This window comes from Haladaptatus ordinarius, from assembly GCF_054177595.1.
Genome location: NZ_JBPEHH010000001.1, coordinates 117,700 through 139,335, shown reverse-complemented (window position 1 = coordinate 139,335; position 21,636 = coordinate 117,700). Strand labels below are relative to the sequence as shown.

At 63.7% G+C, this 21,636-nt stretch carries 22 protein-coding genes; 9 read left to right on the top strand and 13 right to left on the bottom strand.

The window, feature by feature from the left end; genetic code table 11:
- Positions 1–84: 84 nt before the first annotated feature.
- From trpC to ACR3FF_RS00800, 5 genes are all read left to right on the top strand, one after another.
- Positions 85–864, top strand: coding sequence for an indole-3-glycerol phosphate synthase (gene trpC / locus ACR3FF_RS00820; RefSeq protein WP_458185170.1), 780 nt, complete (start codon positions 85–87; stop codon positions 862–864).
- Positions 861–2,168, top strand: a complete 1,308-nt coding sequence (trpB, locus tag ACR3FF_RS00815; RefSeq protein WP_458185168.1) for a tryptophan synthase subunit beta — start codon at positions 861–863, stop codon at positions 2,166–2,168. Before trpC ends, trpB begins: the two co-directional genes overlap by 4 nt.
- A complete protein-coding gene (gene trpA, locus ACR3FF_RS00810) occupies positions 2,165–2,974 on the top strand; it encodes a tryptophan synthase subunit alpha (RefSeq protein ID WP_458185166.1) in 810 nt (269 codons plus the stop codon). The genes trpB and trpA overlap by 4 nt, the downstream gene beginning before the upstream one ends.
- Before the next feature lie 27 nt (positions 2,975–3,001).
- Positions 3,002–3,796, top strand: coding sequence for a 2-amino-3,7-dideoxy-D-threo-hept-6-ulosonate synthase (locus ACR3FF_RS00805; protein WP_458185164.1), 795 nt, complete (start codon positions 3,002–3,004; stop codon positions 3,794–3,796).
- A gap of 101 nt (positions 3,797–3,897) precedes the next feature.
- Complete coding sequence (locus tag ACR3FF_RS00800; protein ID WP_458185162.1) at positions 3,898–5,067, top strand: 3-dehydroquinate synthase II; 1,170 nt, start codon at positions 3,898–3,900, stop codon at positions 5,065–5,067.
- 63 nt (positions 5,068–5,130) lie between these two features.
- Here ACR3FF_RS00800 and ACR3FF_RS00795 read toward each other — a convergent pair whose 3' ends face one another.
- The 4 genes from ACR3FF_RS00795 to ACR3FF_RS00780 form a co-directional block, all read right to left on the bottom strand.
- A complete protein-coding gene (locus ACR3FF_RS00795) occupies positions 5,131–5,547 on the bottom strand; it encodes a DUF7575 domain-containing protein (RefSeq protein WP_458185160.1) in 417 nt (138 codons plus the stop codon).
- 216 nt (positions 5,548–5,763) lie between these two features.
- Positions 5,764–6,438: a type I 3-dehydroquinate dehydratase gene (locus ACR3FF_RS00790; protein ID WP_458185158.1), complete on the bottom strand. Its 675-nt coding sequence runs from the start codon at positions 6,436–6,438 to the stop codon at positions 5,764–5,766.
- A gap of 85 nt (positions 6,439–6,523) precedes the next feature.
- Complete coding sequence (locus tag ACR3FF_RS00785) at positions 6,524–7,552, bottom strand: DNA-methyltransferase (protein WP_458185156.1); 1,029 nt, start codon at positions 7,550–7,552, stop codon at positions 6,524–6,526.
- Between the two features lie 65 nt (positions 7,553–7,617).
- Positions 7,618–8,574, bottom strand: a complete 957-nt coding sequence (locus ACR3FF_RS00780) for a transcription initiation factor IIB (protein WP_458185154.1) — start codon at positions 8,572–8,574, stop codon at positions 7,618–7,620.
- 252 nt (positions 8,575–8,826) lie between these two features.
- Here ACR3FF_RS00780 and ACR3FF_RS00775 point away from each other — a divergent pair, with 252 nt between their 5' ends.
- Both ACR3FF_RS00775 and yjjX read left to right on the top strand, forming a co-directional pair.
- Positions 8,827–9,576, top strand: coding sequence for a cobalamin-binding protein (locus tag ACR3FF_RS00775; RefSeq protein ID WP_458185153.1), 750 nt, complete (start codon positions 8,827–8,829; stop codon positions 9,574–9,576).
- A gap of 35 nt (positions 9,577–9,611) precedes the next feature.
- Positions 9,612–10,133, top strand: coding sequence for an inosine/xanthosine triphosphatase (yjjX, locus tag ACR3FF_RS00770; protein ID WP_458185151.1), 522 nt, complete (start codon positions 9,612–9,614; stop codon positions 10,131–10,133).
- Here yjjX and ACR3FF_RS00765 read toward each other — a convergent pair.
- Entirely contained in the window at positions 10,130–11,956 is a 1,827-nt protein-coding gene (locus ACR3FF_RS00765) for a flippase-like domain-containing protein (RefSeq protein WP_458185150.1), read from the bottom strand. The genes yjjX and ACR3FF_RS00765 overlap by 4 nt on opposite strands.
- Before the next feature lie 196 nt (positions 11,957–12,152).
- Between ACR3FF_RS00765 and ACR3FF_RS00760 the strand changes: the two genes are divergently transcribed.
- Entirely contained in the window at positions 12,153–12,392 is a 240-nt protein-coding gene (locus ACR3FF_RS00760; RefSeq protein WP_458185148.1) for a DUF7123 family protein, read from the top strand.
- Here ACR3FF_RS00760 and ACR3FF_RS00755 read toward each other — a convergent pair.
- The 6 genes from ACR3FF_RS00755 to pyk all read right to left on the bottom strand — a co-directional run bounded on the left by ACR3FF_RS00755 (position 12,389) and on the right by pyk (position 17,855).
- On the bottom strand, positions 12,389–13,249 hold the full coding sequence (locus tag ACR3FF_RS00755) for a ferritin family protein (protein ID WP_458185146.1): 861 nt from the start codon (positions 13,247–13,249) through the stop codon (positions 12,389–12,391). The genes ACR3FF_RS00760 and ACR3FF_RS00755 overlap by 4 nt on opposite strands.
- A gap of 55 nt (positions 13,250–13,304) precedes the next feature.
- Positions 13,305–13,919, bottom strand: a complete 615-nt coding sequence (locus ACR3FF_RS00750; RefSeq protein WP_458185145.1) for a winged helix-turn-helix transcriptional regulator — start codon at positions 13,917–13,919, stop codon at positions 13,305–13,307.
- Positions 13,920–13,994: 75 nt separating this feature from the next.
- Positions 13,995–15,143, bottom strand: a complete 1,149-nt coding sequence (locus tag ACR3FF_RS00745; protein WP_458185143.1) for an SPFH domain-containing protein — start codon at positions 15,141–15,143, stop codon at positions 13,995–13,997.
- A 155-nt stretch (positions 15,144–15,298) separates the two neighbouring features.
- The gene (locus tag ACR3FF_RS00740; RefSeq protein WP_458185141.1) at positions 15,299–15,832 is read right to left on the bottom strand and encodes an NfeD family protein; all 534 of its coding nucleotides are present in this window, start codon (positions 15,830–15,832) and stop codon (positions 15,299–15,301) included.
- Positions 15,833–15,870: 38 nt separating this feature from the next.
- The gene (locus tag ACR3FF_RS00735; protein ID WP_458185139.1) at positions 15,871–16,071 is read right to left on the bottom strand and encodes a DUF7312 domain-containing protein; all 201 of its coding nucleotides are present in this window, start codon (positions 16,069–16,071) and stop codon (positions 15,871–15,873) included.
- 35 nt (positions 16,072–16,106) lie between these two features.
- Positions 16,107–17,855: a pyruvate kinase gene (gene pyk, locus ACR3FF_RS00730; RefSeq protein WP_458185137.1), complete on the bottom strand. Its 1,749-nt coding sequence runs from the start codon at positions 17,853–17,855 to the stop codon at positions 16,107–16,109.
- A gap of 114 nt (positions 17,856–17,969) precedes the next feature.
- Here pyk and ACR3FF_RS00725 point away from each other — a divergent pair, with 114 nt between their 5' ends.
- Entirely contained in the window at positions 17,970–18,254 is a 285-nt protein-coding gene (locus ACR3FF_RS00725; RefSeq protein ID WP_458185136.1) for a GYD domain-containing protein, read from the top strand.
- Positions 18,255–18,611: 357 nt separating this feature from the next.
- Here ACR3FF_RS00725 and metG read toward each other — a convergent pair whose 3' ends face one another.
- Positions 18,612–20,681: a methionine--tRNA ligase gene (gene metG / locus ACR3FF_RS00720; RefSeq protein ID WP_458185134.1), complete on the bottom strand. Its 2,070-nt coding sequence runs from the start codon at positions 20,679–20,681 to the stop codon at positions 18,612–18,614.
- 314 nt (positions 20,682–20,995) lie between these two features.
- Complete coding sequence (locus ACR3FF_RS00715; protein ID WP_458185350.1) at positions 20,996–21,556, bottom strand: YqaA family protein; 561 nt, start codon at positions 21,554–21,556, stop codon at positions 20,996–20,998.
- Positions 21,557–21,636 lie beyond the last annotated feature (80 nt).

Below are 21,636 nucleotides of genomic sequence, written 5' to 3'. Positions count from 1 at the left end.
TCGAGCAAGACGACCCTCGGAAACTTCAAGATTCGTCACCCGGACGCAAGTCTTATGTACAATCTAGTCCGTCAATGTACAGTAATGAACGCAGAAGGCGAACTCGCACCTGCGGTCGAGTCCATCCTTCGCGCCGCACGAGAACGCGATACGCCGGGCGGACACGGCGCGCGCACCGAGCGCGTCTCCATGGACGCACGTTCGGTGCGCTCGCTTCCGGACGCGCTCGTGAGCGCGGAGGAAAACGAGCAGGTGCCCCTCGTCGCAGAAGTGAAACCGACCAGTCCGACGACGGATGGGGAACGAACCGACGACCCGGTCGAACTGGCCCGAGCGATGGTCGCCGGCGGGGCGGCCGCACTGTCGGTGCTCACCGAACCGGCGCACTTCGGTGGCTCACCCGAAAATCTCCGTCGGGTTCGAGCGGCAGTGAACGTGCCGGTCCTTCGCAAGGATTTCGTTCTCTGCGAGGCGCAACTGGACGCAGTGAGAGCGGACGTCGTCCTCCTCATCGCCCGTTTCGTCGACGACCTCGACGGACTGCTCGCCGCCGCCCGCGACCGGGGATTTCAGACACTCGTGGAGGTCCACACCCGCGAGGAACTGGCCGACGCCATAGACGCCGGCGCAGACATCGTCGGCGTGAACAACCGCGACCTGACGAACCTCGACGTTACTCTCGCCACCTTCGAGTCGGTGGCCCCCGCCGTCCCCGACGACGTGACGCTAATCGCGGAGAGTGGAATCACGACTCCCGACGACGCTCGTCGAATGCGAGAAGCAGGGGCAGACGGCCTGCTCGTCGGGAGTGCGATAATGGACGGGGACGTGACCGAGAACACTCGGAGGTTGGTCGAAGCATGAGCGAGGGTGAACCAGCGGGCGAGAGGCGGTCTGCGACCAAGTTCGGCGAGTACGGCGGCCAGTACGTCCCCGAGGTGCTGATGCCCGCCATCGAGGAACTGGAGTCTGCCTACGAACGCTACGTCCGCGACAACGAGGACGGGTTCATGGACGAGTTCCGCCGCCGTCTGCGGGATTTCGGCGGGAGGCCGACCCCACTCCAGCGCGCCGACGCACTGAGCGATAGATACGACCGCGAAATATACCTCAAACGCGAGGACTTGCTCCACGGCGGCGCACACAAACTGAACAACGCACTCGGGCAGGTCTTGCTGGCGAAGTACATGGGCAAAGAGCGAATCGTCGCCGAAACCGGTGCAGGGCAACACGGCACCGCCACGGCGATGGCCGCCGCCTATCTCGACGTCGACTGCGAGGTGTACATGGGCCGCACCGACATCAACCGTCAGCGGCCGAACGTCTTCCGGATGCGCATCCACGACGCCGAGGTGAATCCCGTCGACGTCGGGTCCGGGACGCTGAAAGAGGCCATCAACGAGACGATGCGCGATTGGGCGTCCAACGTCGAAGACACCCACTACGTCATCGGGAGCGTCGTCGGCCCACATCCCTTCCCCCGGATGGTGCGAGACTTCCAGGCGGTCATCAGCGAGGAAGCCCGCGAGCAGATTCGAGCGCAGGCGGAAAGACTGCCGGACAGCGTGGTCGCCTGCGCCGGGGGCGGGTCGAACACGATGGGCTCGTTCTACCACTTCGTCGGTAGCGCGGATGGAAGTTCCACGGACCACTCGAGCGGGCACGCCCCGCGAGAAGACGACGAAGACGTCGCCCTCTACGCCGTGGAGTCGGGCGGGTCCGGGCTGACCATCGACGAGGCCGACGGCGTCGCTCCCCACTCGGCTTCGCTCTCGACGGGAGAAGACGGCGTCCTCCACGGTGCCCGCACAAAACTGCTCCAGAGCCGCGACGGACAGATTCTCGAATCCCACAGCGTGAGCGCCGGACTCGACTACTCCGGTGTCGGACCGGAACTCTCCCACCTCGTCGAGACGGGGCGGGTGACGCCGGTGAGCGTCGGCGACGACGCCGCCCTCGAAGCGTTCCACCGCCTCTCGAAACTGGAGGGAATCATCCCGGCACTCGAATCGAGTCACGCGCTGGCGTATCTAGAGGACGCCGAAGAGCTGGGCGACCTCGTCGTCGTCACCGTCTCCGGTCGGGGGGACAAGGACCTCGATACGGTCGTCGAGGAGAGCGAGCGACGCGACATCGAGGGTGCACCCGAGATGGGGGTCTTCGAATGACGTTGGAAGCGGCGTTCGCCGACGACCCGGCCCTGATTCCGTACCTGGTGGCGGGCGACCCGAACCCGGAGGCGACGAAATCGCACGTCCGGGCACTGGCGCGCGGCGGGGCGGACGTCGTCGAACTCGGTCTCCCTTTTTCGGAACCAATCGCCGACGGACCGACCATCCAGAACGCCATCCAGCGCGCGCTCGACGCCGGGATGACGCCCGACCGCTATCTCGAACTCGTCGCCGACCTCGAGGTGGACGTGCCCATCGTCTGTATGACCTACTACAACCTCGTCTATCAGTACGGAAGCGAGGAGGGCGTCGAACCGTTCGTGGAGGCGGCGGCGGACGCCGGCGTCGCTGGACTCATCGTTCCCGACCTTCCCGTCGAGGAGAGCGGTCCTCTCAGGGACGCCTGTGACCGGCACGGACTCGAGCTCGTGTTCATCGTCGCCCCGACGACCACGGACGAGCGCGAGGCGACAATCCTGTCGCAGGCGTCGGGGTTCGTCTACGTGCAAGCCCGACTGGGGACGACGGGTGCGCAGGCCGACGTGAGTACCGCGACCCACGAGAGTCTCGCCCGCCTCGCCGATAGCGACCTGCCGAAGGCGGTCGGCTTCGGCGTGAGCGAGGGCGACCACGCCCGAGAGATAGTGTCTGCGGGGGCTGACGGCGTCGTCGTCGGTAGCGCCCTCGTGGACATAGTCTCGTCGGGCGAGAACGTCGCCGACCGCCTCGAATCGAAAGCCGCGGAACTCAAATTGGGGGCGTGCGAAGGGAGAGACGAAGTACTGGAATCGGAACAGATTTGAAACTCGCTTGCTACACATTCACATACTATGAACACAGGAACTGCGGCACGACTCGACCGCATCGGGCGCGACGGACGGTACGTCGTCGTCCCGATGGACCACGGAATTACGCTCGGAGCAGTACGTGGACTGAAGAACATCGAAGCGACCATCGACGCCGTCACCCGGGGGGGTGCAGACGCCGTCCTCACGCAGAAGGGTATCGCGTCCCGCGTCCACTCGAACAAGAACGGCGCGGGGTACGTCGTTCACCTGAACGCCTCCACGACCATCGGCCCGGACGCCAACGACAAACGAACGACCGGAACCGTCGAAGACGCCATCCGCGCCGGTGCCGACGCCGTCTCGTTTCACATCAACGTCGGCAGCGAGTACGAACCGAAGCAGATAACGGACCTCGCGCAGGTGTGTTCGGAGGCAGACCGCTTCGGTATCCCCGTTCTCGCGATGTCCTACGCCCGCGGGCCTGGGGTTGACGAACACGACGCGGAGAGCCTCGGTCACGCAGTTCGACTCGCAGAGGAGGTCGGTGCCGACGTGGTGAAGACGGCCTACAGTGGCGACGCCAAGAGCTTCGAACACGTCGTGGAATCGACGCGCCTCCCCGTCATCATCGCGGGTGGCAAACCGGAGGGCGACCGGGCGACGCTCGAAGCGGTTCGCGGCGCGATGGACGCCGGTGGGGCGGGCGTCTCCATCGGGCGATCTGTCTTCCAGCACGACGACCCGGAAGCCATCGCACGGGCCGTGGCCGGCGTCGTTCACGACGACCTCTCCGTCGAGGACGCGATGAAAAACGCCGGACTCGTCGTGGAAGTCTGAGGACGCCCGCCTCGGTTACGGTTCCACACTCTGACTGAAGACACCTCGAAGGCGTCGCCGTATCCGCCACGTTGAAGCCATCCCGATTCGACCGTGAATATATGACACGCTCCGTGTGGTTGAAAGCTGACTCCGAAGTCGGCGACTGGGACGACCGGCGCAGACGAATCACGGCGGGACTGGAAGCAGGCGTCGACTGGGTGCTCGTCGACGAACGCGACGTCGAGCGCGTCTGCGAACTCGGCGAGGTCAACGTCGCAGCGTTCCGCTCCGACGGTGACGTACACGTCCTGGACGCCGAAGAGGACGACCGGCCCGAAGCCGACGCGCGAATCGTCGGCAAGGACGGTGAAGGTGATGGAACGGTCGACCTCCCGACGGACTTCTCTGGTTCTGCGGACCTCTCGACGCTTCGCCGCGAGGACTCGGCAGAGGGAGCCTACGTCCGAATCCTCGGCGAGTCGTACGAAGCGTTCGCCGAGGCGGCAGCACAGGAAGCGGACTACACCATCGTCGTCGGCGAGGACTGGACTATCATCCCGCTGGAGAACCTCATCGCGCGAATCGGCGAGGAGACGGAGCTGGTCGCTGGCGTCACGAACGCGGACGAAGCCCGAACCGCGTTCGAGACGCTGGAAATCGGCGCAGATGCGGTGTTACTGGACACCGACGACCCCGACGAGATTCGTGCGACGGTCGGCGTTCGCGACGCCGCCGAACGCGAGACGCTCGACCTCGAGTGGGGCGAGGTGCGCACCATCGAGCAGACGGGGAGCGCCGACCGCGTCTGCGTCGACTCCGGGTCGTTGCTAGACCACGACGAAGGGATGCTCGTCGGGTCGATGTCGCGCGGCCTCTTTTTCGTCCACGCCGAGACCGCCGAATCGCCCTACGTCGCTTCCCGCCCGTTCCGGGTGAACGCGGGCGCGGTTCACGCCTACGTTCGGACGCCCAACGGCGGGACGAAGTACCTCGCCGAACTCCAGAGCGGTGACGAGGTACAGGTCGTCGATACCGACGGCAACACCCGCGAGGCGGTCGTCGGCCGGGTGAAGATAGAAAAGCGCCCGATGTTCCGCGTCGAGGTCGAGACCCCGGACGGCGACCGGGTGGAGACGCTGCTGCAGAACGCGGAGACTATCAAGGTCGCCACGCGCGACGGGCGCAAAGCGGTGACCGACCTCGAAGTCGGCGACGAGGTGAAACTCTTCTTCGAAGGCGGCGCTCGTCACTTCGGCGAACGCGTCGAGGAGAGCATCATCGAACAGTGACGAGATGGGACTACGGCGTTAATCGACGCCGAGTCACCGCATGGTAATAGAAGACGGTCGGTCTCACTGCGTGGGCGCGTCGTGGTCGAGCGGCGTGGTACACCACTGGCAGAAGTCGATTTCTTCGTCCACTTCTCGACCGCAGTTCGGACAGCGCTGCCCTCCGTCCCCCCCAGTCGCGGCTGCTCGATTGCCGCGCAGGGCAGTCCAGTAGGCGTCGATGATGTTACACGCCTGAACGACGAGAATCGGAAGGACGACGCTCATGGGCAGGTTCTGCGTGGCCTGTACGTAGGCCGACCAGCCGCCGGTTTCGAGGCCCTGGAACGTGCTCTCTGGGATGAACACCATCGCCGTCGCCATAGCGAAGGCGAACCAGAGAAGCGCGCGAAGCCACTGGCGGAGGTACGCGTGCCCCAGACCGGGGTAGACGAGGGCGAACAGGGCCGCCAGCCACGGGCGCTTTTGATTCCGCGTCACTATGCGTGGATTGTTGGTGGGTCCCGTTAAACTCTTCCGATACGCTTTTTAACGGGGTTCGTTCCGGAGGGGAAATCGAGTCGGATTGCTTTCAGTACGCCCAGATGCACCGTTTTTTCCGTTTCGTACCGGACTGCGAAGCGTGAACGCCGTTCCCTCGACGACCCGGCGGGAACACGAGCTACGTCGTCGCTGGGAACCGATTTCCGCTCTCCGTCACCCCCGCAGTTCTCGAACGAGTCGCGAGAGCGTCGCCAACTCGTACTGCCCCGGTGCGGTCGCATCCGCCGAATCCAGCGGCGCGTAGCCGATTTTCGACCCGTAGAGCGGCGCGACCGCTCGGGAGTGTCTACCGACCTCGCCCATCGCCATGGTCGCCACGCGTCGGCCACGCTCGGTGAGGGTGTCGGTGACCGCGAGCAAATCGAGGACGTCGCTGCGGGTCTCTGCGGTGACGGCGAGTTTCCCAACGTCGGCGTGGTCGGTGGCGTCTACCAGCAGTTCGCGCATCTCCTCTCGGTCGGGCGTCGCCTCGAAGTCGTGTATCGAGGCGACGACCGCAGTGTCGTTCTCGCGGGCGTGGGCCGACACGCTCGCCCCCCGTTCCGTGAGCAGACTCTCCAGTTCGACGTCGACCGCAGCGACCGCGTCGTACTCGGCGGCGGCGGCGAGGACGTCCAGTCGTTCGTCGTCGCCGTGTGCCTCGCCACCTTCCCACGACGCTCGATTCGTGGCGAGAATCGGTAGCTTCCCGCCGTAGGTAGAAAGCGCGTCGAGCGGGTCGTCCGCCAAATCCATGCGAAACTCCACGACGTCGGCGTGGTCGCGGGCACGAGGTTCTCGTGTGAGGGCCGTCGCGCTCGCCGCGAGAACGAACGAGTCGAACTCCATGACGGATGGTCGGACCGCCGGACCAAAAGGCTACTCGGACGACGGTCTCCGGGAGATGCTCGCGAGCCGGGCCCAGAGCGACCCGTCACTCGGCGTACGGTTCGTGTGTGGCGAAGAATCGATTCCCGTCGCGGGAAACGTCGACCACTTCGTAGAATCGAATGTCACGCTCCTGTGCCGTCTTGACGGGGAACTCGTAGTGGTTGGCGTCGTACGCCAGCGCTCCGTCGTGTTCGTGGACGAACTCGCGGTGGTCGTCGAGTCGCTTGCCAACGACGTCACGCGAGAGTTCGGGAACCGACTCGATTCGCTCCTCGAAGACGGTCGTGAACTCGGCTTCGAGTTCGTACCCCACCGAGTTTCGTCCCGCGACCATCGCCGCGAGCGAGGTCGTTCCCGTCCCCCAGAAGGGGTCGAGGACGGTGTCGCCGTAGACCGAGAACATCGAGATGAGTCGGTAAGGGAGTTCGAACGGGAACGCCGCAGACCGCTCGCGCAGGTCGCCGTGGTCGAGTTCCTGTATCTCGCCGCGGACCTCCTCCCAGAGGTCCGAAAACCAGTCGTTGCGTTCCTCCCAGAAGTACGCCGACTCGTAGCGCCGATTCGAACCCGGTTCGAGTTCACGAGGGTCACCGTTTCGAAAGACGAGCAAGTACTCGTGTTCGAGCGCGGCGTAGGCGTTCGGCGGGAGCATTCCCGACCCCATGAACTTCGTCAAGCGGTTCGAAGGCTTGCGCCAGAGGATGTCCGGGAGCGAGCACAGACCACAGTTCCGCAGTTCCTCGACGACCCTCGCGTGATTCGGGAACAACTGAAAGGTGCCATCGACTTTGCGCGTCGCGTCGCCGACGTTCACCACCGCTATCCCACCGGGTTTCAGGACGCGGGCGATCTCTTTCCAGACGGGCGCGAGTTCCTCGTGCATCGACTCGAACGCGGCGTCGCCGTCCCCTCGCGCCAGCGCCGACTCGATGTCGGGGTTCGACCTGGCGAACAGGTCGTCCCACATCTCTATCATCGGATACGGCGGCGAGGTGACGACGAGGTCGATAGAATCGTCCGGGAGCGAACTCGTGCGCGCGTCGCCGACGTTTATCTCGTGCTCGGTCTCCATTGCAGTTGCTGTGTAGACGTATCGGCGCACCGCAAAAACCTCTTTTCAAACGCGTCGGGAAAAAATTACAGCGCGACAGTGCCTTCCTCGGCTTCGAGCAGTTCGTGGTAGCGGTTGCGGATGGTGACCTCGCTGATGTCTGCAACCTCACTCACTTCCGCCTGGGTCGTCTTCTCGTTCGTCAGGAGCGCGGCGGCGTAGACGGCGGCGGCCGCCAGCCCGACCGGCGACTTCCCGCTGTGGACGCCCTGTTCTTTCGCGTTTCGCAGCAGTTCGCGAGCGCGGTGTTCGGACTCGTCGGAGAGGTCGAGGCCGGACGCGAACCGTGGGACGTAGCTCTCGGGGTCGGCGGGCTTGACTTCGAGGCTGAGTTCGCGCACGACGTACCGGTAGGTGCGCGCCACCTCGCTTTTGTCGACTCGGCTCACGTCGGTAATCTCGTCCAGACTGCGCGGCACGCCGGCCTGTCGCGCGGCGGCGTAGACACAGGCGGTCGAGACACCCTCGATGGAACGCCCCGGAAGCAGGTCTTCGTTCAGTGCGCGGCGGTAGATGACGCTGGCCGTCTCGCGGACGTTGTCCGGCAGTCCGAGCGCGCTCGCCATGCGGTCGATTTCGCCGAGCGCCTGCTTAAGGTTGCGCTCTTTGGAGTCGCGGGTGCGGAAGCGCTCGTTCCACTTGCGGAGACGCTGCATCTTCTCGCGCTGGCGCGACCCCAGCGAGTTGCCGTAGGCGTCCTTGTTCCGCCAGTCGATGTTGGTCGAGAGCCCCTTGTCGTGCATCGTGTTCGTCGTCGGCGCGCCGACGCGGGATTTCTCGTTCTTTTCTTTGGCGTCGAACGCGCGCCACTCCGGCCCGCGGTCCACGTTGTCCTCCTCGACGACGAGACCACAGTCCTCACAGATGGTCTCGCCCTGCCCCGCGATGAGGTTGCCGCTGCACTCGGGACAGCTCTGGCCTTCGTTTCCGTGCTTTTCTACTTCCGTTTCTTCGGTTCTCGTTCGGATCGACGTATTTGGCATAGTGAACACTCCAGTGTGAGAGCGCGTGAGCTACCGGGCAGGGAACAACCTGAAAACCCCGGACGCAGCTAGTCTTAACCTGCCGTTATGGCGAAAAGTACTTAAGTGCTTCGTTTTCGGTGGAGTTTGTGTTCGTGAACCAGTCACACACGCCGTGAAATAGCCGTCCAGCGTCAGACGAGCGAAATGTTTAAGGAGGCATTACCGTCCGGTAAGGGAACGTTTACTCCGTCCCGCATCGAGCACTCTTCGATGGCTCAGAACCGTATCGTCTCACTCGCGCCGAGTGCGACCGAGACCCTTCGAGCGCTCGGTGCGACCGACGGACTGGTCGGCGTCACGCACCACTGTTCGGTCGAAGCCGCTCGCGTCGGCGGGTGGCTGAACCCCGACTTCGAAGCGGTCGAGGCGTGCGACCCCGACCTCGTGCTCACCGCAGACCCACTGCAGGCGGACGTCCGAGACGAACTCCGCGAACGGGGGCGGCGAGTCGTCCACGTCGAACCCCGAACGCTCGACGAGGTCGTCGAATCGTTCGCCACGCTCGGGCAGGCGGTCGGGCGCGCGCGTGCCGGCCACGACCTCGCGTGGCGCGCCCGCAACCGAATCCGGCGCGTCCGCCGACTGGTCGCGGGATGCGACAGACCGACGGTCTACTGCGAGGAGTGGTCCGACCCGCCCACCGCCGCCGGAAACTGGGTTCCCGACGCGGTGGCCGTCGCCGGTGGTCGATACCCGTTTCTCGTGCCGGGCGAGCGCTCGCGGGCGGTGGACTCGGCGTCGGTCGAAGACGCTCGACCGGAACACGTCTTCCTCCACGTCTGTGGCCGTGGCGAGCGAAGCGACCCCGAAACGGTACTGGAGCGTGACTGGTCGATTCCGGCGATAGAGCGCGGAGCGGTTCACGTCCTGGACGATTCCGCGCTCAACCAGCCGAGTCCGCGACTGATAGCGGGTATCGAGACGATGGCCGCCACGCTCCATCCGGAGGCCGTCGAGTAGAAATCTCCAAGTCGAGTCGGAAACTGGAGACGAACATGCGAGTCGGTGTCGGCAGTCGAAATCCGGTGAAAGTCGCCGCCGTCGAGACGGTGCTCGACGCCCGCGAAACACGGCGAGAGTCGGTCGCGGTCGAATCGGTCGCGGTCGAATCGGGCGTCCCAGAGCAACCGTTCGGCGAACGCGAGACGATAACTGGTGCGGAGAATCGCGCCCGCCACGCCCTGTCGGGGCGCGACCTGGGCGTCGGACTCGAAGGCGGTGTCACCGACGTCCCCGACACGGACGGACTCTACCTGACCATGTGGGCCGCCGTGACCGACGGGGAGACGATGGGGCGAGGGAGCGGCCCGCGACTGTTGCTCCCCGAGTCGGTCGCCCGCCGGATTCGGAACGGCGAGGAACTCGGCCCCGTGATGGACGACGTGCTGGGGGAGTCCGACGTGGCGAAAAAACAGGGTGCAGCGGGCGCGCTCACGGACGGTATCATCGACCGACAAGAAGCGTTAGAACACGCAGTCGCGGGGGCGCTCGCCCCCTTCGTCACCGATTTCTACTAGTCGTCGAGCGAGGCGGCCTCTTTGGACTCGACCGAGACATCGCGTCCCTCTTCGACCGCCTGCGTGAGCGAGACGTTGAGCGAGAACATCGAACCGACACCGCCGACGAGCGTGACGATGTTCTTCACCGCGTGGTCCAGGATGGCCGCGCCGAGCGCAACTGGCCACGTGACGGGGGTCAGTCCGGCGACGAAGACGGTGAACGCGGCCTCGTACAGGCCGACGCCACCGGGCGAGAGCGGGAGCACCTTCGCGAGGTTCCCGACGCTCACCGCGAAGAACCCGACGGCGATCAGCGTCACGGGGTCGAGTGAGACGCCATCGAACGCCGTCAGCACGAGGATGGCCGTCACCACGTCGAGCGTCCAGATGGCGAGACTACTTCCACCGACGCGAACGAAAGCGTCGCGGTCACTCGCCACCGTCTGCACGTCGCCCGTGAACCGCTCGATGATACCGGCCACGTGGTCGGCGTAGGAGTCGGAACTGACTTTCGTTACGGCTTCCCGAACGAGGTTCCGGTCCGAACGCGCGCTGGCGACGATGACCGCGACTGCCGCAATCGCGGCCCCACCGACACCCGCTGCGACGTAGACTGCCATGCGCGCGGCCTGTCGCTGTTCGGCACCCGTGATGGCAGAGACGATGTCTGCGGCCTGCCCCGTCACCGTGAGGCCGAGGAGGACGGTGCCAGCCATGACCGTGATGGTGAGCAGGTCGAAGACGCGTTCTACGGCGAGCGATGCGAATCCGGAGGGGTACGGAATCCCCCGGCGGGCCTTCACGACGTAGGCGCGCACCGCGTCACCGGCGCGAGCAGGGAACACGAGGTTCCCGGTCTGACTGATGAATATCGCGCCGGTGAGGAAGCCGACACGCTCGGTGAACCCGAGTTCTTCGAGGATGTCACGGTACCGAGCACCGCGAACCGGCCACGAGAGGACGTAGATGAGTGCCGCGACCCCGACGAGTGCCGGATTCGCTCTCCCCATCTGTTCGAGCACTTCGCCCATCGGGAGGTAGAGGCTCATCAGCGCGACGGCCATGACCGTCAGCAGAACACCGACCGCCATGGACACCCGGCGGGTGATGCGTGGCTGTACCGAAAACTCCCACCAGCAGCGTCCTATCTGGCCGCCCATGCCGAACACGTCGCGCACGAGGTCAACTTTCGTATCGCCTTTCGGCGTCCAGTCGACCGCGAACTCCTTGATTCGGTAGCCCTTGCGCTGGGCACGCACGAGCACCTCGGTGTCCCAGAACCAGTGGTTGTCCTCGACGCCCTCCAGCACGTCGAACAGCGCCTGGCGGTCGAACGCCTTGAACCCACACTGGTGGTCGCGCAGGTCGGAACTGAGGAAAAATCGCGTCAGACCGTTGAATCCTCGACTGGCGAAATCTCGCTTCGCCGGGCGGTCGGCCACGTTTTCGGGCATCCACCGCGACCCGGTAGCGAAGTCGTACTCGCCGGAGCGGACGCTCTCGACGAGTTCCTCCAGATGTTTCATGTCGGTCGCCAGGTCCGTGTCGAAGTAGACCAGCGTCTCGCCGTCTGCGGCCTCGAACGCGCGATTGAGTGCACCACCCCGTCCCAGACGCTCGTCGCTGTGGAAGTGGCGGACGCGACTATCTCGTTCGGCCATCCGGTCTGCTATCTCCGGAGTTCGGTCGTCACACCCGTCTTCTGCCACAATCACCTCGAAACTGTCGGGTGGGAGAAACGATTCCAGCGTGTCGAGAGTCGTCTCGACGGTGTTTTCGATGGTCGTCTCCTCGTTGTACGCTGGGAGGACGACACTAACCTCTACGGAACCACCGCTCATTATCAAATTCTCACTCCGCCACGGCGTAAGTAGCTTCTGGGCCATCGCTGTCACGAAAGAGCGCGTTAACCAACCGTACCAACCCACCCCACAGGGGGGATTAAATTCATACAAATTTAGAGGGAAATCACAAGACGGCGTTGCGTTAACCGCTCGTACCAAATTCAATAAGGGTGTGTCGGTTCTCTGGAGTAATATGAGCACCACGACTGCTGGCACGACCACCCTCACCGACAAACAACAACGCATCCTTCGCTACCTGCGCGAGAACGGAGAGACGAAGACCTACTTCAAGTCCCGACTCATCGGCAAAGAGCTCGGACTGACCGCGAAAGAGGTCGGGACGAACATGACCGCCATCGCCGACGGGAACTTCGACGTGGACGTGGAGAAGTGGGGTTACTCTTCATCGACGACGTGGAAGGTCAGCGCCTAGTCGATACTCGTCAGCTCTTCGACAGCGGGGACGTTCCCAGTCGTAATCTGTTCCATCCGCTGGCTGTGTTTTTCGGTCGCGTACGCGACCAGTTCGCTCGGTGACGGTCCGACGTCGTCCGCCTCGCGTTCCGGAATGGTCGCCTGCACGAGCGGCAGGAGTTCGCCAATGGTCGCCTGCACGTGCTCGAAATCGACCGCATCCGACGCCACGAGTTCCTTCAGCTTCGCCATCCCGAAGCCGACGTGACGCCCCTCGTCACCGCGAATCTTCGTCAGTCCGGCGACCAGTCCGGGGAGCGTGGGAATCTCCGGATACGTCGTCTCGTCGTACGCGCGAGTCAGTCCGTAGTAGCCCGTCTGTGCGAGTATCCCCTCGATAGTGAGGTGATAGTGACAGTACGCCGTCGCCCGGTTCTGTGGCGTGTCCTCGTCCAACAGTCGGGCCATCGCGGCCTCGTTGCGTTCGAACAGGTCGAGGTACTCTTCGTTGAACCAGCGGTCTTCGGTCGGTGACGACCGCGTCTCGCCCCGTTCGTCTTCCGCGACGTTGACGACGTCGTGCCAGTAGCGGTCGAAGAAATCCGTGTGTTTTGCCTCCTCGTACAACTGCGTCGTGACAAACAACTGGTCTTCGACGCCCTCCAGCACGACGGCCAGCGGTGCGAGGTCTTCCGTGACCGCCTGCTCGCCCGCGCCGAACCGGGCGAGCGCTTGTCGGAGGCCGAAAAACGTCTCGTCGTCCATCTCGGCGACGACTCCCGCGTCGTCGGTGAGGTCCACGTCGTGGGGGTCCCAGTGTCGTTCGACGGCGTTGCGATAGTAGCGAAACGAGCGGGCGGCGTGGTCGAGTTGCATCGTCTCCACGTTGGCACTCGAAGAAAATCAGTTTACGCCTCGCATCGACGGCGGTTTACGGGTCGAACGAAATCAGGGAGGCCGCCTCGCTCGCGAACGTCTCCGCGTTCGCGTCGAACGAGTCGGCGTAGCGAACGAGCAGGGTGATGAGCGTCTCGGGATGTCTGACCGCGTAGCCGTCGTCGCGCGAGAGGAGTCCCTTCTCCTCTAAATCCGCGGCGTACTTGCTCACGGTCGGCCGTGACACGTCGAGCGTGGTCGCCAGTTCCCCACCGGTCGCCGCTGGGTTGCGGAGCAGTTCGATGAGCATCCCGCGTGCGGTGTCACGCCGGAGGTAACTGAGCGCCACCTGCTCGAACGCGGAGAACTTCCCGGCGGGGAAAAAGCGCCGGTAGTCCCCGTCTCGGTGGCTCTCGACGACACCTAGCTCGATCAGTCGACGGAGGTGGTGTTGTGTCTCGCCAGTCCCGAGTTGGAGGTCGTCACGTACCTTCGAGAAGTGGGCACCCGGCGTGGTCGTGACGTATCCGGCAATCGCGTCGCGTGCTTCGCTTCCCTCGCCTTTGCGGTTGCCGTCCGCGAGCTTCGTCAACGGGGTCGCTGCTCCGAGAACCGCGAAGCGTCGGAGCGTAGCACGCTTATTTTCATCCACGTTGCCTTGTTCAACCATCTGCACGACTATACGACTGGGCAACGTAAAATAGCTTCGTTTAGGGCGACAGGTACAACCGAGTGGTCTCGGTCGTCACTCGACTTCGGTTTCGAGTTCCTCGTCGTCCATCTCGGCGTCCATCTCCTCTATGACCTCGTCGGCACTCCGGATGCTCGCCGTGTCCTCGCCTTCCTTTATCGCCTGCGCTTCTTTTTCCATCGCTTCGACGTCCATCTCTGCTTCCTCGTCTATCTGGCCCAGAATCTCGTCGATGTCGTCCAGTCCGAGCAGTTCGCGCGTCTCCTCGTCGAATTCCAGACTCTCCAGGTCCTGCTTGCCGTCGACGGACACGTCGCTTCCGGTCAGGTGCTTGCCGTACCGACCGACCAGCGAGGACAGTTCCTGTGGCAGGACGAACGTCGTGGACTCGCCCTGGCCGATGGTTTCGAGCGTCTCCATCCCCTTCTCGATGATGGCGCGTTCACCCATCGATTCGGCGGATTTCGCGCGGAGCACGGTCGAAACCGCATCACCCTGCGCTTCGAGAATCTGGCTCTGTTTCTCACCCTGTGCGCGGATGATGTTGGACTGCTTGTCACCTTCCGCTTTCTCGATGGCGCTCCGGCGTTCACCCTGCGCTTCGAGAATCATGGCACGGCGTTTGCGCTCTGCGCTGGTCTGCTGTTCCATCGCCTGCTGGACGTCCTTCGAGGGGTTGACCTCACGGACCTCGACGCTCTCGACGCGGATTCCCCACTCGTCGGTGGGTTCGTCGAGTTCACGTCGAATCTTCGCGTTGATCTCCTGGCGCTTGTTGAGCGTATCGTCCAGTTCCATGTCGCCGAGCACGGCACGGAGGGTCGTCTGGGCGAGATTCGAGACGGCGCGCTTGTAATCTTCGACTTCGAGGAACGCCTTCTTCGCGTCCATCACCTTGATGTAGACGACGGCGTCTGCAGTCACGGGGGAGTTGTCGCGCGTGATCGCTTCCTGTCGCGGCACGTCCAGCGTCTGTGTCCGCATGTCGAAGCGATACGTCTTGCTGACGAACGGGGGCACGAAGTTGATACCCGGTTCGAGCAGTTTCCGGTACTCGCCGAACACCGTCAGCGCACGTTTTTCGGTCGCCTGTACGATTTCGACCGCGGACCAGATGGTGACGATAGCCAGAACGAGAAAGAGCAGTGCGACTATCGTAAATCCGCTTCCGGGGGCGACTTGTAGTGGTACTGCGGGCAGCATATCTGAGTGTTAGGAGAGATACTTGTTAAGTATTCTGCTAATTGTCGTTGCACAGTTGGAAACTGCGCTCGACACGACTTCGTGATTCGCGGAGTCGTCGGTCACAGAATGGTGGATTCGGACAGATTCGAACCCACGAATCGTGTTGCTCTCGGTCAGAACTCTTCGGTCTCTCGCTCGCGTCTCGCTCGCTCGCGTGCGAGTTCGCGGTCGATGCTGTCTTCGATGTGGCCGATGGGTTCGACGGTGACGACGTTACCCCCGCCGGGGTCGATGACCATCACTTCGGTTCCTTCCGGAATCTCGCCGTCCATCGAGCGGGCGGCGAAGTAGGGGTTGAACCCGCCGTCTTCCAGTTTCACCTGTCCCTCCGAGGGAGAGACGCGTTCCGTGACACGGCCCGTCGCTCCTTTCAGGGAGTCGGAGTCTTTCGTTCGACCCGTCCCCTTCCCACCGTAGAGGTCGAGTTCGCGGTACGCGTATAGGGAGACGCCGCCGAACACGAGGACGAGTGCGGCGAGTACGAACGGCGTTGCCAGTGGCGGAACGGCGAGCGCGACCAGTCCGGCGAACAGGAGCGCGACGCCGAGAACGATGAAGTGTGCGCCGGGAATGAGCGCCTCCGCGAGCGTGAGCCCCGCACCCGCGAGGACGAGCAAGAGCGGGAGCGAATCGAGGGGCGATGCCATGCTGAGGACTTGGTGTCGAACGATTAAGGGTTTGTGGGTCAGGCGACCCCGAGCAGACGAAGGAAGACGAAGACGGTCGTGGCGACACCGAGGAGGACGAACACCGCGTTCTCCGTCGACGGTGAGCCCGGTTCGACCGGTTCCTCCATAGACTCGAACGTCGTCGGTGTGTCGTCACCCTCTCCACTCGCGTCGCCGTCCTCACCGACGTCGTCCACGTCGAACTTCCAGTCGGACATAGTCACCGATACGGCCCGCGGTAACAAAAGGCTGGCTACGACCGGTCGCCTGAGCGAACGTCGCCCTCGTAGACGACGCCGCGCTCCGCGTCGATCGTTACCTTGTCGCCATCCTCGATGCTCGGGGAGAGCGGTGCGCCGCTTATCATCGGAATGTCGAGTTCGCGGGCGACGAGCGCCGGATAGCCGGTCATGCCCGGACGAGCGTCGACGATACCTGCGAGACGGGACGTATCGCCCGTGAACTCGCCGTCGAAGTCCGGTTCGAGCACGAGAACCGTCCCGTCGGGAACGTCGGAGAGGTCACCCGTCGAACTCCGCGTGACGGGGCCGGCGACCTGTCCCCGGACGACGCTTCGCCCGGTCGCGATGGTCTCGGCGGCGACGTGGATTTTGAGCATGTTCGCCGTGTCGGAGCCGTCGAGTTCGCTCATCATGCCGGACAGAACGACGACCGTATCCCCGCTCTGGGCGACGTCTCCGTCGAGTGCCGCCTGTACGCCGTTTTCGATGATGGTCTCGACGCTGTCGCCGAGGGCGGTATACTGGGCGTTGACACCCCACGAGAGGGCGAGTTTTCGCCGGACGCGGTCGTTCGGCGTCGTCGCCACGACGGGGACGCCGGGACGGAACTTCGCTACTTTCAACGCGGTGTAACCGGATTCGCTGGCCGCCACGACCGCACTCGCACCGATGTCGCGGGCGAGATAGCGCGCCGAGCGTGCGATGGCGTCCGTTCTGGTGTCTTCGGCGATGGGGACGCGCTGTTCGAGCGTCTCGGCGTACTCCTCGCTCCCTTCGACCTCGCGGACGATTTTGTCCATCGTCTCGACCACGCGGACGGGGTGGTCACCGACTGCGGTTTCCCCGGAGAGCATCACGGCGTCGGTTCCGTCTAGCACCGCATTCGCCACGTCGGACGCTTCGGCCCGCGTCGGTCGGCGCGAGTGCATCATCGAGTCGAGCATCTCCGTGGCGGTGATGACGGGGACCCCTGCCTGCTGGCAGGTGTGGATGATGCGCTTTTGAATCATCGGCACGTCTTCCATCGGACACTCGACGCCGAGGTCGCCACGAGCGACCATCACGCCGTAGGCGGCGTCAACGATTTCTGCCAGATTGTCGACCGCACCACGACGTTCGATTTTGGCGATGATGGGGATGTCGGCGTCGTGGTCTTCGAGCACCCTGTTCACCTCGTACACGTCGTCGGCGTCGCGGACGAAACTCGCGGCGACGAAGTCGACACACTCCTCGGCGGCGAGTTGCAGGTCGTCGCGGTCCTTTTCGGTGACGGGGTCGATTCCGAGTTCGACACCGGGGACGTTGACGCCTTTCCGACTGCTGAGTTCGCCGCCGCTCTCGACGCGGGCGACGACGGCGCCGTCCTCGACTCGTTCGACCGTCGTCTCGATTCGCCCGTCGTCCAAGAGGACAGCGTCACCCGGTTCCACGGCCGTGATTTCATACGACAGGCCGACTTCTTCGGGCGTCGCGTCCTCACCTTCCACGAACCGAACCGTCGAACCGGTTTCGAGCGTAATCGGTTCGTCGACCTCGGCGGTCCGAATCTCGGGCCCCTGGAGGTCGAGCATCGCCGCGAGTGGATTCTCGGTCGCTTCGTCCACCCGTCGAATCGTCTCGACGAGTTCGCTTCTGTCGGCGCGCGACCCGTGGCTCGCGTTGACCCGAGAGACGGTCATTCCGGCGTCCGCCAGGTCCCGAACTCGGCTCTGTGAATTCGACGCAGGGCCGAGGGTGCAGACGATCTTCGCGTTTCTCATGGCGGGAAGTTCGCGTGTCCCTGCAAAAAAACCTGTAGTTAACTCGTGTGCGAGTTTCACGATTGTACGCGCTGGCCACAACCGCTATTTGTGTCCCCTCTAAACCGGGAAAATATGTCCAAGTACGCATCGCTCGTCAACGTCGAACAGAACTATCAGAACGTCCAGGAGCTCGCTTCTATCTGGGGCGACGTTCGGAACGAACTCGAACAACACGACGCGGTGTTGGAGGAGACATACGCCATCCTCGGCGAGTACGACTTCCTCCTCGTCATCGACGCCGAGAGCCGGGACACTGCCTACCAGGCCTCGTTGTGTATCGAGCGCTACGGTCTCGACATGCAGACGATGGAGATAATCCCGATGGCGGAGTTCGCCGGTCTCGTCGACGACCTCTGATAGTAGTTTGTAGTGCATACCCGCGTCTTCAGGCGCGGGTCGAACGATCGGCCGGGCCGACACACTGCGGTCGGTGGCTGGGCCGGATATCGACTGGCAGTACGTTTAAGCGGCTGTACTCCGTATTTCGCCTGCTACTCCGACTGAGAGAGTCAGACCAGAGAACATACATCTGCCGATGACTCGGTCGGAGATGGGGCCTGTGTGACCGGGCCATAGCCCTATCACAGGAGTCAAACCGAGAGGTTCCCCCGGTGTGCCGCCGGTTCCTGTGAGAGTGCGGGTTAAAACCTCGAAGGCCGCTGGCCGATATCCCATGGTGGGATGCCACGCCATTTAGGGTGGGGGAGGAGGTCACTACTTTATCTTCGTTCCGGGTTCTGCGTCGCCGTAGGTCGTCAGGAGGTCTGCTTGCTCGCCCGCCGCCAACAGCATCCCGTTGCTCTCGACGCCGAACAGTTCGGCCTTCTCGAGATTCGCGACGACGATTATCTTCGTCCCCGGCAGGTCCTCTACGTCGTGGAGTTGTTTTATGCCCGCGACGATTTGACGCGTCTCGACGCCGATGTCCACTTCGAGACGAACGAGCGCGTCGGCACCCTCTATCGGTTCTGCGGTTTCGATTCGCCCGACGCGGATGTCGAGGTCTTTGAACTCGTCGAAGCTGATACGGTCGTCGGTGATGGATTCGATGTCGTCGCTCACGGTTTCGTCATCGGCTTCGTCGTCCTCCGACGTAGCCGCTTCGATACGCGCGTCGAGTTTATCGTTCAGTTCCTCGACACGCTCGTCTTCTATCTTCTCGAACAGTCCGTCCGGTTCCTCGAACTCGCCGCGCGGCGCGGCGAGTGCGTCGTCCAGCGTGGTGTCGTGAACCGACCCGTCCTCGCCGAGTTGCGACCAGAGCCTCTCGGCCGTGCCGGGCAGGACGGGAGTGAACAGCACCGCGAGCGCCTTCGACACCTGCACGCAGTCGTAGATGACCTGCTTGGCTCGGTCGGGGTCGTCGTCGGTGAGTTTCCACGGTTCGTTGCGCTGGATGTACTCGTTGCCGAACCCGGCGAGCGCGGTCGCGGCGTCGCCCAACTGCTTGAGCGAATAGTCGTTGAGGGCCGTAGCGAAGTCGTCGATGGCCGACTCGATACGGTGGCGCACCTCGTCGCTCACCTCGGCGTCCGGCGCGCCGTCGTAGTTCCGTGCAGCGAAGAGCAGGCTTCGATAGACGAAGTTGCCGACCGTGCCGACGAGTTCGCCGTTCACGCGCTCCTGGAACTGTTCCCACGAGAAGTTCACGTCGCGTTCGAAGCCGCCGGTCGTGGTGAGGTAGTAGCGCAAGAGGTCGGGGTCGAAGCCCTCGTCCAGATAGTCGTCCGCCCAGACCGCGCGATTTCGGCTGGTCGAGAACCCCTCGCCGTTCAGGTTGACGAAGCCACTCGCCATGACCGCGCGCGGTTCGTTGTACCCTGCGACGCGGAGCATCGCGGGCCAGAAGACGGTGTGGTGCTGGATGATGTCGCGTCCGATGATGTGGACAATTTCCCCGTCGTCTTTCCACACCTCCTCCCAGTCGTAGGTGTCCGCACCGACGCGCTCGGTGTACTGTTTCGTGCTGGCGATGTACTCGATGGGGGCGTCCACCCAGACGTAGAGGACGAGGTCGTCGCTCGCTTCGTCACCCTCCGCTCCGGGATAGTCGATACCCCAGTCCATGTCGCGGGTGATACACCAGTCTTTGAGTTCGCCCTCTATCCACTCGCGGGGCTGGTTTTTGGCGTTGCTCGTCCCTTCGAGGCGGTCGATGAACTCCTGGAGGTAGTCCTGTAACTCCGAGACGCGGAAGAACTTGTGCGTCCGTTCGCGGTACTCCGCCGGATTGCCGGTGAGGACGCTGGTCGGGTCTTCGATTTCGCCGGGTTCGAGGTGGCGACCACAGCCTTCGTCACACTCGTCGCCGCGCGCCTTCGCGCCGCAGTAGGGACAGGTCCCCTCGACGTAGCGGTCGGGGAGCGGGTCGTCCTCGATGGGGTCCCACGCGACCTTGATTTCCTTCTCGTAGACGTAGCCCTCGTCGTCCAGTTTCCGGACGATGTCGCGGGTGAGTTCGGTGTTGGTTTCGTCGTCGGTGTGGCCGTAGTTGTCGAACTCGATGCCGAACCTGGGGAACGTCGCTTCGTACTTTTCGTGGTGGCGAAGCGCGAACTCGCGGGGTGAGACGCCCTCTTTCTCGGCGTTGACGGCGACCGGCGTGCCGTGCATGTCCGACCCGGAGACGAAGGCCGTCTGCTGGCCGAGTTGCCTGAACGCCCGTGCCAGAACGTCGCCGCTGACGTACGTCCGCAGGTGACCGAGGTGGAGGTCCCCGTTCGCGTAGGGGAGTCCACAGGTCACCACCGCGGGTTCTTCGGTGGGATAGTCGTCGTGGCTCATACTACCATCTCCTTCTGTGCGGGTGTAAAACCCGCCGGTTTCGGTGTCTCGTCATGGTGGTCGTGTTTCGGTCGCGGGACAGCAGGTGCTCGTAAACGATACCCGAACTGCCGGGTTTCACCCCCGAAAAATCCGATTGCCATCGGGCCCAGAAGGATCCACCCGGCGCTACTGCTGACCGCGCATAGCGTGGACGACGGCGTGGGCCGGCCGGCGCATGTCGAACGATTGGTTCGTGACGGTATATAAACTCTCGGCCGAGAGAGACGCCGTTGCGGGCGACTGACAGTGGTAGGGTGCAGGTGGTATCGTCCCTAGACGTTCAACGCAATGACGCCGGCACCGAGTCCCAGCGTGAGCAACAGTCGGCCGACGCTCCCCGCGAACGTCGCGGCGGCGAACTTCGCGTAGTCCTCCTCCAGAATCGAGAACGCATAGATAGAGAGCGTGTCCGGGAAAAACGGAACGCACAGCGCCAGCGCGAGGCCGAGATACCCCCACTTCCGGGCCAGCGCGACCGTCTTCTTCTCCGACCACTCAACGATGTTGAACCGCGAGTTGCGGAGTGCTCTGATGACCGGTCCGGAGTGTTTCGCCTCCTGCCCGATGTGGAACGCGAACACGCTCCCGGCGGCCTTGCCGAGTCCGCTGACGAGGATGATGAGGGTGTACTGTCCGACCTCACCCAACCCGATTTCGAGTTGTGCGAGCAACACGACCTCGCTGGGAAGCGGGAGGACGAACGAGATGAGAAACGAGTAGATGGCAATCAGGACGAGTCCTGGCCACCCCGTGGCGTTCTCGACGGCTTCCGCGAGCCATCCGAACGACCCGAGGACGACGACGTTCGAGAGGGGGTCGGCGAACGAGACCAACGACGCGAAAAACCCTGGCACAGGAGTCTCTCAGTGGTAGACCGATGTAAGCTTTAACATCCGAACACCCGCTATGGAAT

Coding starts and splice junctions, on each gene's coding strand:
- ACR3FF_RS00780 (WP_458185154.1), bottom strand. CDS start 8,574: ATGCCAAATACGTCGATCCGAACGAGAACCGAAGAAACGGAAGTAGAA.
- ACR3FF_RS00745 (WP_458185143.1), bottom strand. CDS start 15,143: ATGCTGCCCGCAGTACCACTACAAGTCGCCCCCGGAAGCGGATTTACG.
- ACR3FF_RS00735 (WP_458185139.1), bottom strand. CDS start 16,071: ATGTCCGACTGGAAGTTCGACGTGGACGACGTCGGTGAGGACGGCGAC.
- ACR3FF_RS00765 (WP_458185150.1), bottom strand. CDS start 11,956: ATGAGCGGTGGTTCCGTAGAGGTTAGTGTCGTCCTCCCAGCGTACAAC.
- ACR3FF_RS00800 (WP_458185162.1), top strand. CDS start 3,898: ATGACACGCTCCGTGTGGTTGAAAGCTGACTCCGAAGTCGGCGACTGG.
- ACR3FF_RS00755 (WP_458185146.1), bottom strand. CDS start 13,249: ATGCAACTCGACCACGCCGCCCGCTCGTTTCGCTACTATCGCAACGCC.
- trpB (WP_458185168.1), top strand. CDS start 861: ATGAGCGAGGGTGAACCAGCGGGCGAGAGGCGGTCTGCGACCAAGTTC.
- pyk (WP_458185137.1), bottom strand. CDS start 17,855: ATGAGAAACGCGAAGATCGTCTGCACCCTCGGCCCTGCGTCGAATTCA.
- metG (WP_458185134.1), bottom strand. CDS start 20,681: ATGAGCCACGACGACTATCCCACCGAAGAACCCGCGGTGGTGACCTGT.
- ACR3FF_RS00775 (WP_458185153.1), top strand. CDS start 8,827: ATGGCTCAGAACCGTATCGTCTCACTCGCGCCGAGTGCGACCGAGACC.
- ACR3FF_RS00725 (WP_458185136.1), top strand. CDS start 17,970: ATGTCCAAGTACGCATCGCTCGTCAACGTCGAACAGAACTATCAGAAC.
- ACR3FF_RS00805 (WP_458185164.1), top strand. CDS start 3,002: ATGAACACAGGAACTGCGGCACGACTCGACCGCATCGGGCGCGACGGA.
- trpC (WP_458185170.1), top strand. CDS start 85: ATGAACGCAGAAGGCGAACTCGCACCTGCGGTCGAGTCCATCCTTCGC.
- trpA (WP_458185166.1), top strand. CDS start 2,165: ATGACGTTGGAAGCGGCGTTCGCCGACGACCCGGCCCTGATTCCGTAC.
- ACR3FF_RS00750 (WP_458185145.1), bottom strand. CDS start 13,919: ATGGTTGAACAAGGCAACGTGGATGAAAATAAGCGTGCTACGCTCCGA.
- ACR3FF_RS00760 (WP_458185148.1), top strand. CDS start 12,153: ATGAGCACCACGACTGCTGGCACGACCACCCTCACCGACAAACAACAA.
- yjjX (WP_458185151.1), top strand. CDS start 9,612: ATGCGAGTCGGTGTCGGCAGTCGAAATCCGGTGAAAGTCGCCGCCGTC.
- ACR3FF_RS00785 (WP_458185156.1), bottom strand. CDS start 7,552: ATGGAGACCGAGCACGAGATAAACGTCGGCGACGCGCGCACGAGTTCG.
- ACR3FF_RS00790 (WP_458185158.1), bottom strand. CDS start 6,438: ATGGAGTTCGACTCGTTCGTTCTCGCGGCGAGCGCGACGGCCCTCACA.
- ACR3FF_RS00740 (WP_458185141.1), bottom strand. CDS start 15,832: ATGGCATCGCCCCTCGATTCGCTCCCGCTCTTGCTCGTCCTCGCGGGT.